At 73.3% G+C, this 12,466-nt stretch carries 15 protein-coding genes; 4 read left to right on the forward strand and 11 right to left on the reverse strand.

The window, feature by feature from the left end:
* Positions 1-12 precede the first annotated feature (12 nt).
* The gene (locus ACQPZQ_RS12470) at positions 13-1,701 is read right to left on the reverse strand and encodes an urease subunit alpha (RefSeq protein ID WP_433295187.1); all 1,689 of its coding nucleotides are present in this window, start codon (positions 1,699-1,701) and stop codon (positions 13-15) included.
* Positions 1,698-2,276 carry an urease subunit gamma gene (locus ACQPZQ_RS12475; RefSeq protein ID WP_433295189.1) on the reverse strand — a complete coding sequence of 193 codons (579 nt, stop codon included), beginning with the start codon at positions 2,274-2,276 and terminating at the stop codon, positions 1,698-1,700. Before ACQPZQ_RS12475 ends, ACQPZQ_RS12470 begins: the two co-directional genes overlap by 4 nt.
* A gap of 74 nt (positions 2,277-2,350) precedes the next feature.
* Between ACQPZQ_RS12475 and ACQPZQ_RS12480 the strand changes: the two genes are divergently transcribed.
* The 4 genes from ACQPZQ_RS12480 to ACQPZQ_RS12495 all read left to right on the forward strand — a co-directional run bounded on the left by ACQPZQ_RS12480 (position 2,351) and on the right by ACQPZQ_RS12495 (position 6,883).
* Complete coding sequence (locus ACQPZQ_RS12480; protein ID WP_433295191.1) at positions 2,351-3,529, forward strand: PucR family transcriptional regulator; 1,179 nt, start codon at positions 2,351-2,353, stop codon at positions 3,527-3,529.
* A gap of 84 nt (positions 3,530-3,613) precedes the next feature.
* Positions 3,614-4,033, forward strand: a complete 420-nt coding sequence (locus ACQPZQ_RS12485; protein WP_344724154.1) for a VOC family protein — start codon at positions 3,614-3,616, stop codon at positions 4,031-4,033.
* Between the two features lie 82 nt (positions 4,034-4,115).
* A complete protein-coding gene (locus tag ACQPZQ_RS12490) occupies positions 4,116-5,375 on the forward strand; it encodes an aspartate aminotransferase family protein (RefSeq protein ID WP_433295193.1) in 1,260 nt (419 codons plus the stop codon).
* 290 nt (positions 5,376-5,665) lie between these two features.
* Entirely contained in the window at positions 5,666-6,883 is a 1,218-nt protein-coding gene (locus tag ACQPZQ_RS12495; RefSeq protein ID WP_433295195.1) for a DUF732 domain-containing protein, read from the forward strand.
* A gap of 37 nt (positions 6,884-6,920) precedes the next feature.
* Here ACQPZQ_RS12495 and ACQPZQ_RS12500 read toward each other — a convergent pair whose 3' ends face one another.
* The 9 genes from ACQPZQ_RS12500 to ACQPZQ_RS12540 form a co-directional block, all read right to left on the reverse strand.
* A complete protein-coding gene (locus ACQPZQ_RS12500; RefSeq protein ID WP_433295197.1) occupies positions 6,921-8,501 on the reverse strand; it encodes an alpha/beta hydrolase in 1,581 nt (526 codons plus the stop codon).
* A gap of 89 nt (positions 8,502-8,590) precedes the next feature.
* Positions 8,591-9,268: an alkaline shock response membrane anchor protein AmaP gene (locus ACQPZQ_RS12505; protein ID WP_433295199.1), complete on the reverse strand. Its 678-nt coding sequence runs from the start codon at positions 9,266-9,268 to the stop codon at positions 8,591-8,593.
* Positions 9,265-9,804 carry a DUF6286 domain-containing protein gene (locus tag ACQPZQ_RS12510; protein ID WP_433295201.1) on the reverse strand — a complete coding sequence of 180 codons (540 nt, stop codon included), beginning with the start codon at positions 9,802-9,804 and terminating at the stop codon, positions 9,265-9,267. The genes ACQPZQ_RS12505 and ACQPZQ_RS12510 overlap by 4 nt, the downstream gene beginning before the upstream one ends.
* Before the next feature lie 21 nt (positions 9,805-9,825).
* Positions 9,826-10,203, reverse strand: coding sequence for an Asp23/Gls24 family envelope stress response protein (locus ACQPZQ_RS12515; protein ID WP_433295203.1), 378 nt, complete (start codon positions 10,201-10,203; stop codon positions 9,826-9,828).
* Positions 10,200-10,379, reverse strand: a complete 180-nt coding sequence (locus tag ACQPZQ_RS12520) for a hypothetical protein (RefSeq protein ID WP_241039218.1) — start codon at positions 10,377-10,379, stop codon at positions 10,200-10,202. The genes ACQPZQ_RS12515 and ACQPZQ_RS12520 overlap by 4 nt, the downstream gene beginning before the upstream one ends.
* 19 nt (positions 10,380-10,398) lie before the next feature.
* On the reverse strand, positions 10,399-10,656 hold the full coding sequence (locus ACQPZQ_RS12525; RefSeq protein ID WP_433295205.1) for a hypothetical protein: 258 nt from the start codon (positions 10,654-10,656) through the stop codon (positions 10,399-10,401).
* Complete coding sequence (locus ACQPZQ_RS12530) at positions 10,653-10,979, reverse strand: hypothetical protein (RefSeq protein WP_433295207.1); 327 nt, start codon at positions 10,977-10,979, stop codon at positions 10,653-10,655. Before ACQPZQ_RS12530 ends, ACQPZQ_RS12525 begins: the two co-directional genes overlap by 4 nt.
* Before the next feature lie 26 nt (positions 10,980-11,005).
* Positions 11,006-11,506 (reverse strand): Asp23/Gls24 family envelope stress response protein, encoded by a 501-nt coding sequence (locus ACQPZQ_RS12535; RefSeq protein ID WP_433295209.1) that lies wholly within the window; start codon positions 11,504-11,506, stop codon positions 11,006-11,008.
* 73 nt (positions 11,507-11,579) lie between these two features.
* Complete coding sequence (locus ACQPZQ_RS12540; RefSeq protein WP_433295211.1) at positions 11,580-12,320, reverse strand: pyrimidine reductase family protein; 741 nt, start codon at positions 12,318-12,320, stop codon at positions 11,580-11,582.
* Between the last annotated feature and the right edge of the window lie 146 nt (positions 12,321-12,466).

Here is a 12,466-nt window from a genome sequence, read left to right on the forward strand (position 1 = left end):
GTACGCGCGCCCTCATCCCAGGTGGTGCAGCCGCGTCAGCGGCAGCGTCGGCGATCGGTGCAGCGGGATCTCCCGGCCGTCGGCGCGCACGGGCACCGGCTCCGGGGCGATCTCCACCTGCGGGGTGGCGGTGTTGTGCAGCATGTCCGCGCACGTCAGGTCGCGGCTGCCGGCGACGGGTGAGTAGCGGCGACCGGCCGGGAGCGCGGCCCGCGTGCTCGCGTCGTCGAGGCACGCCTGCGAGACGAACACGTGCGCCAGCCGGGCGGGTGCGGCGCCCAGCCCTCCGTAGAAGGCGCGCATCCGGCGGGGCTGGGTGAGCCGGGTGGATCCGGAGCCCGAGCCGGCCGCGCCCCAGGCCACGAATCCGGACTTGATCACCAGCTCCGGCTGGGCGCCGAACCATGCCGGGTTCCACAGCACGATGTCGGCCAGCAGCCCGGGCCGCACGGACCCGACGTGAGCGGCGAGCCCGTGCGCGACGGCGGGGTTGTGGGTGAGCTTGGCGAGGTAGCGCAGGACCCGGGCGTTGTTGACGACGTCGGGGCCGGTCTCGCCGGCGAGCGTGGCCTGCACGTGCGCGAGCTGCCACGTACGGCGGGCGGTCTCGGCGATGCGGCCCATGCCCAGGGAGTCGGAGTTGACGATGCTGATGGCGCCCTGGTCGTGCAGCCAGTTCTCGGCGGAGATGGCGTGCTCGCGGATGCGGCTTGAGGCGATCGCGGCGTCGCTGGGCACGTGGGCGTGGCCGCGGTGCACGGTGAGCGTCATCGGACCGAGCTCCGCCACCGTGGACGGCGTGAGCGGCAGCGTGGGCGTGGTCGACGAGGTGAGCACGTTCTCGCGGGAGACGATCGAGAGCAGGTCGGGGTGCCCGCCGCCGCCCTCCACGTGGTAGGCGTGCACCGCGCGGCCGTCCACCGCAGCAAGGGTGTCGGCGAGGTAGCCCGCCTCGTTCAGTGTGTCGGTGTGCAGCGCCACCGGCAGGTCGACCTGCTCGGCCACGGTGAGGCAGGTGTCGATCGCCGGGGGAGTGGCGCCCCAGTCCTCGTGCACCTTGAAGCCGCCGCAACCCGACAGCACCGCCTCCTCCAGCAGCTCGGCCGAGGTGGACGAGCCGCGCGCCAGGAACGCGGCGTTGACCGGAACGCCCGCCCAGCCGTCGATGAGGGAGTGCAGGTTGTGGCGGGGGTTGGCCCCGACGTCCCAGACCCCGCCGATGCCCATCCCGACGATCGTCGTGACGCCGGCCGACAGCGCTGCCGGTGCCAGGTCGGCGTTGGACAGATGGACGTGCGAGTCGACGATCCCGGGTGTCGCGATCAGCCCCTCACCGGTGATCATCGCGGTGTGCGCGTCGACCTCGAGCTCGACGCCGTCCTGCACGTCGGGGTTGCCGGCGCGCCCGACGCCCACCACACGCCCGTCCTTGATGCCGATGGACGTCTTGCGGATCCCGAGCACGGGATCGAGCAGCACGACGCCGAGCACGATCATGTCCAGTGCCGAGGCGCGGTCGGCGGAGCTGCTCACCAGCGCGCCGTGCCGGGCGGTCTTGCCGCAGCCGCCGATGAGCTCCTCGCCGGGCTCGGTGTCGTCGGCCTCGACCTCGATCCAGAGGTCGGTGTCGGCGAGCCGGATCCGGTCGCCGGTAGTGGGTCCGTAGAGCTGCGCATACTCGGCCCGGGAAAGCGAAGTCATGCGTCACCGCCGATCCGGACGACCGCGACCTCGCGCTGTGCTCCCGGGTCCACGCGCACCGCGGAGCCTGCTGCGACGTCGAGCCGGTAGCGGCCCGATGCGGGCAGCTGCACGTCGAGAGCGGGGTTGAGCCGGTCGAGCGGGACGTGCGACGACACCCAGATCACCGACGGGCCGGTATTGCGCAGCACCGCGGCCGCCCGTTCGCGCCCTGGCGCCAGCTCGATGTCCCCGGCGGCGGGCCGGACGGCCCCGGCTCCGTCCGCGGGCGGCGGACCGAACGGCGCGTCGACGTGCACGAGCACGCTTCCGTGCGGGAACAGCGCCTCCACCTGCAGCGCCGGGACCGCGGAGGCCACACCGTCGACGAGCTGTGCGGGGCGGAGCACCTCGCGAGCGCGGGCGACGACCTCGTCGTACGGGAGACCGTCCCAGGCGAGCTCGCAGATCTCGTCGCACACCAGCGCCACCGCCTCGGGGGCGCCGAGCCGGGCGCCGCGCGCGAGCCGGCGACGGGCCAGGTCGGCGCCGCTCGCCAGGAGCAGGCGCTCCTGCTCCCGGGGCGTGAGGTGCATCGGATGAGCATGCGCCCTCTGGAACGGCGTTTGTAGCGTGATTCTGCACGGAAATTGCCGGTTACGTTGTGCAGATGCACGGTGGCGACCCTGAAGACGCCGAGCGGGAGCGCTGGACCGCGCTCATCGGCAGGCTGCGCGGCGACGCGGCGACACTGGTGGTGGCGTTCATCGAACGGGTGCAGGTGATCCCGCCCTACGGGCGCGGCGTCGTGCCGATGGACCGGCTGGTGACCGACGCGACCTTCACCTTCGACGTCCTCTTACGCCGGCTGGCCGGCCAGACCCTCCCCGAGCGTATGCGCTCCATCGCGCCGACGATCGGCCGTGACCGGGCCCGGCGCGGCGTGCCGCTGGACGACCTGCTCACGGCGGTGCGGCTGGACTTCCGCGTGCTCTGGTCGGCACTACGGGATCGCGCCGCCCCGGCCGACGAGGCACTGCTCGTGGCTCACGCCGAGGATGTCTGGAACGTCGTCGAGGAATACTCCGCCCAGATCCAGGTGAGCTACCAGGCCGAGGCAGCGCTGCTCGCCCGCGAACTGCTGGGCGAGCGCACGATGCTCGTGGCGGCGCTGCTGGACAACGAGGCCCCCACCCGCGACGAGGTGGCTAGGGTGGCGGTCGCCCTCGACGTGGGCGTGGACGCCGACCTGCTCGTGGCGGCCGCCCCGCCCGCGTCGGGGCAGCTGCTGCGGCGCGCCGCCGATCGGCTCGGCGCCGGCGGCCGGGAGGTGCACGTCCAGTCGACCGGCCGGCACGTGGTGCTCCTCGCGCGCTGGGAGGGCGGCACCGGCGCACCGGTGCGGGCAGCGCTCGCCGGGGTGCCGTGCGGCGTGGGCCCGCTCGCGCACGGGGTCGCGGCCGTACCGCGCAGCGCGCGGCTGGCGGGTGAGCTGGCCGACGTCCTGCCCGGCCTCGACGGTCCGCGCGAGCTGCCCGACGCCTGGCTCCCGCTCGCCGCGGCGAGGCTCGCCGACACCGCCGACGAGCTCGTGCGAGCCGAGCTGGCCGGGCTCTCGCTCGCGCCGTCGCGCGAGCGAGAGCGGCTGGTGGAGACCGTGCGCGCCTACGCCGCCACGGGATCCGTCGCCGACGTCGCGGCGCGCCTGTACTGCCACCGCAACACCGTGCGGAGCAGGCTGCAGCGCTTCGCCGAGCTGACCGGGCGCGACGTCACGGTGCCAACGGACGCCGCGGTCGTCCTCCTCGCGATGCAGGCCTCGGGGGACGACGGAGGCCGACCGGCGTGACGCGGGCACAGGACGCGTGGTCGACTCGGCGGTGGGCGCCGGAGCGCGTCCGGAGATCGAGGAATGAACGTGACAGGAGCGAACGTGACGGAACTGTCCCCCTTCCACCTGGCCGTCCCCGTCGACGACATCGCGCGGGCCCGCGAGTTCTACGGTGGCGTGCTCGGTCTCGCCGAAGGCCGCTCGGATGTCCACTGGGTGGACTGGGACCTCGACGGCCACCAGTTCGTCACCCACCGGGCGCCGGGCTCCGGGCCCGTCGGCCACAGTGATGTGGACGGTCACCGCGTGCCGGTGCCGCACTTCGGGCTCGTGCTCACCGTGGAGCGGTTCCACGAGATGGCCGAGCGGCTCCGCGCGGCGGGCACGGAGTTCGTGATCGAGCCCTACCTGCGGTTCGCGGGCGAACCCGGCGAGCAGTGGACGATGTTCCTGCTCGACCCCGCAGGCAACGCGCTCGAGTTCAAGGCGTTCAAGGACCGGTCGCAGCTGTTCGCGAGGTAGGCCGCAGATCGCGGGTGTTGCGGAGAGGGCCAGGGATAGGGCCCGAGGTGTGTATGCCCGTTCGCGGGTAGCGTGATCGCGCATGAGCGATACCGGGACGGACACCGCTTTCTGGCACCCCTTCGCCCCGATGGGCGCGGTTCGCCACTCCGAGTTCGTGATCACCCGCGGCGAGGACGTGTGGCTCTTCGACGAGCAGGGGAGCCGCTACCTGGACGCCACGGCGAGCCTGTGGTGCGTCAACGCCGGGCACGGGCGCGCCGAGATCGTCGAGGCGGTCGCGGCCCAGATGCGCGAGCTCGCCACCTACCAGACCTTCGGCGACTTCGCGAACCGTCCGGCCCAGGAGCTCAGCCGCCGCCTCGCTGCGCTCGCGCCGATGCCAGGGGCCAAGATCTTCCTGGCCAGCGGCGGCGGGGACGCGATCGACACCGCCGCCAAGATGTCCCGGGAGTACTTCGCGCGCACCGGTGAGCCGGAGCGCACGGTGCTGATCAGCCGCGAGTACGCCTATCACGGCACCCACGGCTTCGGCACGTCGCTCGGCGGCATGCCGGCCAACCGGGTCGCCGCGCCGTTCGTGCCGGACGTCGTCCGCGTCGCCTACGACGACCCCGCCGCGCTCGAGAAGGAGATCGAGCTGATCGGGCCGGAGCGGGTGGCCGCGTTCTTCGTGGAGCCGGTGATCGGTGCGGGCGGCGTGCTTCCCCCGCCCCCGGGATATATCGAGCAGACCCGCGATATCTGCAGCCGCCACGGCGTGCTGTTCGTGGTCGACAGCGTGATCTGCGGTTTCGGACGGCTCGGCGACTGGTTCGGCGTCGACCGTTTCGGTGTCGTCCCCGATCTCGTCGTTTTCGCCAAGGGCGTGACGAGCGGGTACCTGCCGCTGGGCGGAGTCGTGGTCCACGAACGCGTGGCCGCTCCGTTCTGGGAACCGGGTGCACCCGCATTCCGCCACGGCGCCACCTACGCCGGGCATCCGACGGTCTGTGCCGCCGCCCTCGCCAACCTCGACGTCCTGGCCGACGAGGGCCTGCTCAAGCGTGCCGAGTCGCTGGAGACCACGTTGTACGCGGCCCTGCGCTCGCTGGGTGACCATCCGCTGGTGGCGGAGGTCCGCGGTGGCACCGGGGTGCTCGGGGCGCTGGAGTTCGACCCCGAGCGGCTGGCCTCGGAACCGGGGCTTCCTGCCGCGGTCGCACGCCACGCACGTGAGCGGGGCGTCCTGATCCGACCCATGATCAGCACGGTCGCGTTCTCCCCGCCGCTCACCCTCACCGACGATCACCTCGACCTGCTCACCGCGGCCGTTCGCGGCGCACTCGACGCCGCCGCTTGATCGCTGTGATTACCCGGAGCGCACGACACGCCGAAGGGGACGGTTCTGTCGTGGGTTGACGATCACATCGGGTGAGAAATGCGGGACATCGCGCCCCGGGAATCGCCACAGGTGGTACCGGGTCTCACTCAGCCAGGCACCCCTTCCGCCGGGACCGCGCTCTTTTCCACATCGGGTCGTTGACCCGAGTGAGAAAAGGCCGGATGGCGGCCCTGGATGGGGAGTGTGCGATGGCCGGTGAGGTGGTAAGTGGACGGCCCTTGGCCCGGCACGCCGCGACCGATGACGGTATGAGCGGTGTGCTGGGTGACGGCCGCGAGAGCGTTCTGACCGAGGATCGCCCGTACATGGGGGATCTCCTCAGGACACCGCCAGTGAGCATGGAAGCGCTCGACGAGCTCGCCCGCAGGCGGGCCGCCGCGGAGCAGGCTGCCATGGTGGCCGAGATCGACGCCGCTGCCGCGGCGGCCAGGGCTGCAGCGGCCATCGCGGCCGCCGCGCGGGCCGCCGAAGAGGCGGAGGCCGCGGCGGACGCCGCCGGCCGGGCATCCGACGAGGCGACGGCCGCGGCTGCGGCCGAGGAACGGACCAGCGCGGCACTGCATGCCGGTCTCCGGCAGGGAGCGCCTGCCGGACCAGGGCAGGCCTCGTGGGTGCTGGCGGGCGGACCGGACGAGGGCCCGCGGTCATGGACCGTGATGCCGGGCGCGACTCCGGGTATGGGTGCGCTGCCTCCGGGCCGTCCGATGCCCCCCGGGCCGGCGTCGTCGTACCCCTCGATGTTCCCCGTGGGCCACCCCGAGCGGGCTCCGTGGGATGTGCCGCCGGACGAGTCTCCGACGGTGGAGGGAGCGACGGCCGGTCGCCGTGCGGCTCGCCGGCACGCGGCCGAGGCCGCCGAGGCGGAGACCACCGTCTTCCCGGTCGACGACCGCGACTACGAGTACGACGCGGACTATGCGGAGGACATCGACGTCGACGAGTTCGACGACGAGCCGGAGTCCGACGAGGCCGTGGCCGAGGACCAGCGGGTGCGGCGGCTCGACCGCAAGCTCGCCGAGCAGCAGCCGCGGCGCTTCGGCCGGCGGCCGGTGCTGGTGGTCGTCGGAGTAGGTGTCGTGCTGGCGATCGTGGCTCTCCTCGCCGCGCTGGTCAGTGCCGGGCCCGATCGCAGTCCGGCCGACGTCGGCTCGCCGCTTCCCACGGTGGCGCCGCCCGCTCCGGCGGTCCAGGTGCCGCCGCCCGCGCCCGGCCCGGGGACCGGACCCGTGGAGGTCGACCCGACGAGCGAGAGCGCCGTGACCTTCCTGCGGGCGCTGCGTGCCGCCGAGATCCCGACGAGCCGGTCCGGCCGCGCGGAGATCGAGACTGCCGCGGTGATCTGTGAGGAGCTCGGCAAGGGCGTCACCGCGGACAAGATCGCGAGGACGGTGCCCGCCGCCCTTCCGTCGGTGCCGCGCAGGCAGGCGGCCGAGGTCGTCGACCTGGCGAAGGATCTCTACTGCTGAGCCTGGGGGGTCGGCGCGCTCTGCTCCCGTGGGGGGATCACGGGGGGCAGAGCGTTCCGGCTTGCGGGATGACTCCTCCCACCAGCATGGCGTCCACGACCGAGCTGACGCAGGGCGTGCGTGGGTAGGCCCCTGTCCCGGAGCCCTGCCACCCGAGGAAGCGCGCAGAGGCCAGGGAGTCGGCGGTGCGCCGGGAGCCGTCCTGCGGACCGCGCGGATCGGCCGCCGTGCCGATGACCAGGATCGGAGGTGCGCCGTCGGCTTGGCCGGCCGCAGGCGCCGGACCGCCCGCCGGCCACGGCGCGCAGTCCAGCAGCCGGAGCGCGAACATCCCGCCGAAGATCGGGTACGTCGTGCGCCACCGCTGCGCGAGATCGCTGATCTCTCCCGGGGACAGGCGCCGCCGGGCATCGTTGCAGCTGGCCGCGAGCATGCCGTCGAACTGCCCTCGCGGCCCGACCAGCGGCGCGAGCCGGGTGAGCAGGGGAGCGGGATCACCGGTGTTCGCCGCGGCCAGCGCCCGGCCGAGCTCGGGCCAGTCCCGCGGCTCGGCCAGTCCGGCCAGCAGCGCCGTGATGGTGGCGCCCGCGGTGAGCCGTTCGCCGTCGGCTCCGGCGAGGGGCTGCGTGCGCAGCCGCTGGATCAGTGCGATGACCGTGGCGCGCGGGTCCTGTCCGAGCGGGCAGTCGGCGCGGGCCGTGCACGCCACGGCGAACGCCCCGAACGCCGCCTCGGCGGCCCCGGCTCGGCTCTCGCTGAGGTCGGGCTCGTCGAGCGTGGGGTGCGTGGGACCGTCGAGCACGAGCCTGCCGACCGCCGTCGGTGTGGTGCGCGCCCAGTCGGCGAGCGCCGACGCCCCGTCGCCCACACCGATCGCGGAGAGCCGGTCGACGCCGAGCGCGTCGCGGAGGAGTTCGATGTCCGACGCCGAGGCCGATGTGCGGTAGCCGCTGAGCCCACCGTCGAGCGCGAGGTTGCACTCCTGCACGACCGCGCGGGCCTGCTCCAGCAGCGAGTCGAGCGTCGACTCGTCCGACTTCCCGGGATCGGCGTCGACAAGGGCGGCGCGGGCGTTGTCGGGCGCGCAGTCGAGCAGATCCTCGCCTGCGCCGCGGCGATCCAGCCCGATCAGCGTGTACTGCTGCAACACCTCGGGCGACACCTGCTCCGCGAGCCGCACGGCGTTGCGGGCCGACGGCACGGCCGTGGAGTCGCCCAGGGCGAGCAGCGGCGGGTTGTCCAGCGGAGACGAGGCCAGGCCGACGCGCACCACGCCGAGCGAGGCGGCGCCGAGCCCCGGCTGGTCGGGGTCGGCGGGCACCGTGAGCTCGCTGCACTCCACCCGCAACGTCCGGTCGGGAGGGACGGGCGTGGGCAGCATCGCGAGCTCGTCCTCGGTGCAGTCGGTGAACGGCATCGAGGAGTGCTGCTGCTCCGGCGCGGGCAGCGAGACGTCGGGGGGCGGTGGCTGATCGGCGGGGCTCGTCGGCACGGCCGGCATGTTCTCGCCGCGCACGGCCACCGGCGGGCGTTGTGACGGGCCGACGGTGCACCCCGCGACGAGCGCGGCCAGGCAGACGAGCACTGCGGCGACCGCATGACGCGGTGGTCGTGCCACGTGCCCTCCCGATCCTGCTGGTGGGCGCCCAGGACTGCCCTATCAGCGCAGCCTGCCCCACCAGCGGTGTGGGGAGAGTGAACGGAGCGTCAGGCCACCCGGGGATGGGGCGTCGAGGTGTCGAGCTCCAGCCGTACGGCGGTGGGCAGCGCCGAGATCCCGAGCGAGTCGCGGGCCACCCCGAGCACCTCGTCGTGCAGCCGGGCGAGCACGGTTCGCACCTCGGCGTCGTCGGCCAGCCACAGCGTGAGGCGCAGCGCAGGCGCATCGTCGGTGCCGACCATCCGTGCCCTCGCCCGTCCCACACCGGGGATGGCGCTCACCTGGGCGCTGATCGCGTCGGCCATGGCCGAGGAGCTGATGACGATCGCGGTGTCCGGTCCGCCGTCGAGCACGAGGTCGGGGTGCCGCTCGGGCCGCAGCGACCGTGCCGCCCACGTCAGTCCCAGGAGCACCAGCAGCACGCCGGCGCCGAGGACCACGAGGCGCGCGACGTCGGGCTGGACGCGCATCGCGTCGACGATCATCGGGTCGAGCAGCGGCCGTCCGGCCCGGGCGACGCCGAACACGCCGTAGGACAGCAGTGCGACGAGCACACCCCCGGCCATGAGCACGAATCCGATCAGCACCGCGAGGATGCGGTCGACCGCTGCGGACCTGGTCAGCGCCGCGCGGGCGCGTCTGTGCAGCACCGCGTCCGACGGCGCCGGGCGTGCGGGACGCTCGGCCGGGACGGCGCCGTTCTCCGGTGCGACGGGCGTGGTCATCGGGTTCCCTGCCGTTCCTGGACGAGGACGGACACCCGCGGGCGGCGGTGCAACGGCAGCTCGTCGAGCAACTCCTCGACGCGGGCGCGGACGACATCGCGCAGCGCCGGATCCGCCGCGCCCCACGCCTGCGCGATCACCGACACGTGCCGCGGCGAGACGGTCACCGAGGCGCTGAAGATGTCGTCGGTGCCGCGGACCCGCGTGCCTACGAGCCGGGCCAGCACACGGGGCGCGGTGACGGCGGTGATCTCCGGTGCCGGGCCGTCCAGATTGATGTGGGAGCGCCGGGCCAGCAGCCCGACCAGCAGCAACAGGAGGCCGAGCAGGGCGACCGAGATCGCGATCCCGGGAACGGGGGCCTCGTTCCACGACGTCATCTCGACCTGGGGCCGCCAGAGGTGCCACGGCACGACGAGCCCGGTGACCACGTTGCGGCGCAGCCACGCGGCGATCACCTCGATCACGATGAGGACCCCCGCCGCGGCCATGGCGAGACCGATCAGCAGGCCGAGCAGACGAAGCAGCATGCGCATGTCGTTCCTCCTGGCCTGGGGCTACCGCGGCCGTGGCCCGAGGTGATGGGCACCGCGCAGTCCGGACACGACCACCGTGCAGGCCCGCATGTGGTGCCCGGCGAGGCGGTCGAGCTCCTGGCTCACCCGCTCACGCACGGCGCTCACCACCGTGCGTACGGCCGCCGGGTACTGCAGATGGAGTTCGAGCCGTACGTCGACGGCGGACGGGTCACCGGACCCGGTGGTGATCTTCGCGCTGGCCCCGGCCTCGCCCACGTCGATCCCGGCGAGCCGCCGCTCGTGGCGCAGCGTGCCCGGAACCTGGTCCGCGGCGTGCTCGACGATCTTCCGCAGCACGACCGGGTTGATCTCGAGCCGCCCGCGCTCCTCGACCGCCGGGAGGGTCCGGCCGTTCACCGGTCCCGACCTCGGCCGAGCATGGTGTTGATGTCGAGCCTGCCGTCGACCACCGAGCCGATGAGGAGGCCCAGCACGCCCACGACCAGCACGATCAGGAAGACGCCGAAGCCGCCGAAGGCTCCGGCGAGGCCGAGGACGAGACCGGCGAGCAGGCCGGTCTGGGTGTAGTTCATCTGCTTCTCCTCACGGGTGCTACTCCACGCGGCGACGGCGCTGGCGGTGCCAGGTGCGGATCAGTGCGACCCCGACGCGGACCGCGAACGGCAACGGCGGTACCACCTCGACCGGTGCGTCGTAACGATCGTCGGGATCGGTGGCTGGACTCGGTGGTACGGGGGCCGTGCCGCCGAACCGGGCGAGTCCCGCCTTGAAGACCTCGGGATCGCCACCCCGGTCCGGATGGTGCTCGCGGACGAACGCGCGGAACTCCGACCTCTCCTGCTCGTTCACGGTGCCGTGGGCTCCGTCTCGCTCGGCAGCACCGCGTCGCCCACGGTGATGTCGACCGGTGCGCCGCCGCACATCGTCGAGACCGTCCGCCGTAGTTCGCCCACGACCTGCGGGATCGGCCGGTCGAGGCGGAGCACGACACCCAGCTCGACGGGCTCCTCACCCATGCCGATGCGCACCCCCGTGAGCTTGCGTCCCGGCAGGTAGGTGGCGACGTCACCGAACACCCCACCGTGCAGCCGCACGACCGACGGGTGCGAGGTCACGACCGCGGCCACCTGCTCGGCCAGCGAGGAGGCCTCGGTTGTGGTCGGGACTGTCACGAGCACCTCTCCTGCGGGCGGGGCGGTCACTCCACGCGCGCGGTCTGCACGGTCGGGATCTCCTCGTCGCCGTCGATGTCGGGCAGGTGGATGTCGTTGACGGCGATGTTGACCTCGATCACCTCGAGCCCGGTCATGCGCTCGACCGCAGTGATCACGTTACGGCGCACCGCGCGGGCCAGCTCGACGATCGACGCGCCGTATTCGACCACAATGTCCAGGTCGACTGCCGCCTGCTTCTCGCCCACCTCGACCTGCACACCGGCGATGTTGGCTGCTCCGCCGGCTCCGCCGCCGGGGATCCGCTCACGGATCGCGCCGAACGCGCGGGACACACCACCGCCCATCGCGTGGACGCCGGAGATCTCGCGCGCGGCGATGCCCGCGATCTTCTGGACCACGGAGGCGGCGATGGTGGTGCGGCCCTGCGACGACTCGTCTGCCAGCCGGGCAGGCGAGGAAACGGTGGTGCCCGGGGTGGTCTTGGTGGCGGTTGTGGGGGTGGGGGTGGCTGTGCTTTCGGTCATGGTCCCTCCGTGCTCGACTTGTGCGGAGTGTTCGCCCGTCAGATGTCTGTACCCGCGAACACCTCACGGGAAGTCACCCGATCGGGGCAGCACGGCGATACTGCAGGAGGAGAGTGCCGGCCTCGTGCAGCGCCCCGACCAGCTCCAAGGCCCGCGGTTCGGTCCCGGGCGGCCCGGAGGCGATGCGCCCGGCGGTGCCGCCTGCGAGCAGCGGGCTGATGGTGAGGCAGAGCTCGTCGACGGCGTCGGCGGCGATGAGGCTGCCGAACAGCATCGGGCCGCCCTCGCAGAGCACCCGGTGCAGGCCGCGGCGCGCCAGCTCGGCCAGCACGAGGTCGGGGGTGAGCCGTTCCAGCACGACCACGTCGCCACCTGCGGCCGCCAGCGCATCGCGGCGCTGCGCCGGGGCCGCGGCGAGGGTGAGGATGATCGGGGGCACGACGGTCTCGGTGAAGAGCCTGCTCGCGGGGTCCAGGTCGGCCGATCCCGTCACGACGGCGATGGGCGGTGGGGTGTCCTTCCCCATGGTCGGCGTCCGGGCGCCGCCGTAGTTCTCGGAACGCACGGTTCCGGCGCCGGCCAGGACGACGTCGGTGAGCCGGCGGAGGACACCGAAGACCTGGCGGTCGGCGGCCGAGGCCAGACCCCCCGACCGGCCCTCCACGGCGACGGCTCCGTCGGCGCTGGTCACGAAGTTCACGCGCACGTAGGGAGCCGTGAGCCCGTCGGGATAGGCGTAGTGGGCCGCGAGGGCGGGGTCGTCCAGCTCTGCGTCGTCGAGCGTGCCGGGGGAGGACGGCAGGAGGCGGTGCACGCCGTCATCCCAGCACGGGACGCGAGCCGGGGCAGCCCGACCCGCCCCACCCGGCGGGGCGGATCACGAGGCAGTCACAGATCACCCGCGCCCGATTTGCCAAGGCGAGCCTCACCTATGGTGATGCGGCATCGAACCGGTGCATG

This window comes from Pseudonocardia sp. CA-142604 (genome assembly GCF_050948475.1).
Taxonomy (GTDB): Bacteria; Actinomycetota; Actinomycetes; order Mycobacteriales; family Pseudonocardiaceae; genus Pseudonocardia; species Pseudonocardia alaniniphila.

Coding starts and splice junctions, on each gene's coding strand:
- ACQPZQ_RS12520 (WP_241039218.1), bottom strand. CDS start 10,379: ATGAACTACACCCAGACCGGCCTGCTCGCCGGTCTCGTCCTCGGCCTC.
- ACQPZQ_RS12535 (WP_433295209.1), bottom strand. CDS start 11,506: ATGACCGAAAGCACAGCCACCCCCACCCCCACAACCGCCACCAAGACC.
- ACQPZQ_RS12505 (WP_433295199.1), bottom strand. CDS start 9,268: ATGACCACGCCCGTCGCACCGGAGAACGGCGCCGTCCCGGCCGAGCGT.
- ACQPZQ_RS12475 (WP_433295189.1), bottom strand. CDS start 2,276: ATGCACCTCACGCCCCGGGAGCAGGAGCGCCTGCTCCTGGCGAGCGGC.
- ACQPZQ_RS12470 (WP_433295187.1), bottom strand. CDS start 1,701: ATGACTTCGCTTTCCCGGGCCGAGTATGCGCAGCTCTACGGACCCACT.
- ACQPZQ_RS12495 (WP_433295195.1), top strand. CDS start 5,666: ATGAGCGGTGTGCTGGGTGACGGCCGCGAGAGCGTTCTGACCGAGGAT.
- ACQPZQ_RS12510 (WP_433295201.1), bottom strand. CDS start 9,804: ATGCGCATGCTGCTTCGTCTGCTCGGCCTGCTGATCGGTCTCGCCATG.
- ACQPZQ_RS12480 (WP_433295191.1), top strand. CDS start 2,351: ATGCACGGTGGCGACCCTGAAGACGCCGAGCGGGAGCGCTGGACCGCG.
- ACQPZQ_RS12490 (WP_433295193.1), top strand. CDS start 4,116: ATGAGCGATACCGGGACGGACACCGCTTTCTGGCACCCCTTCGCCCCG.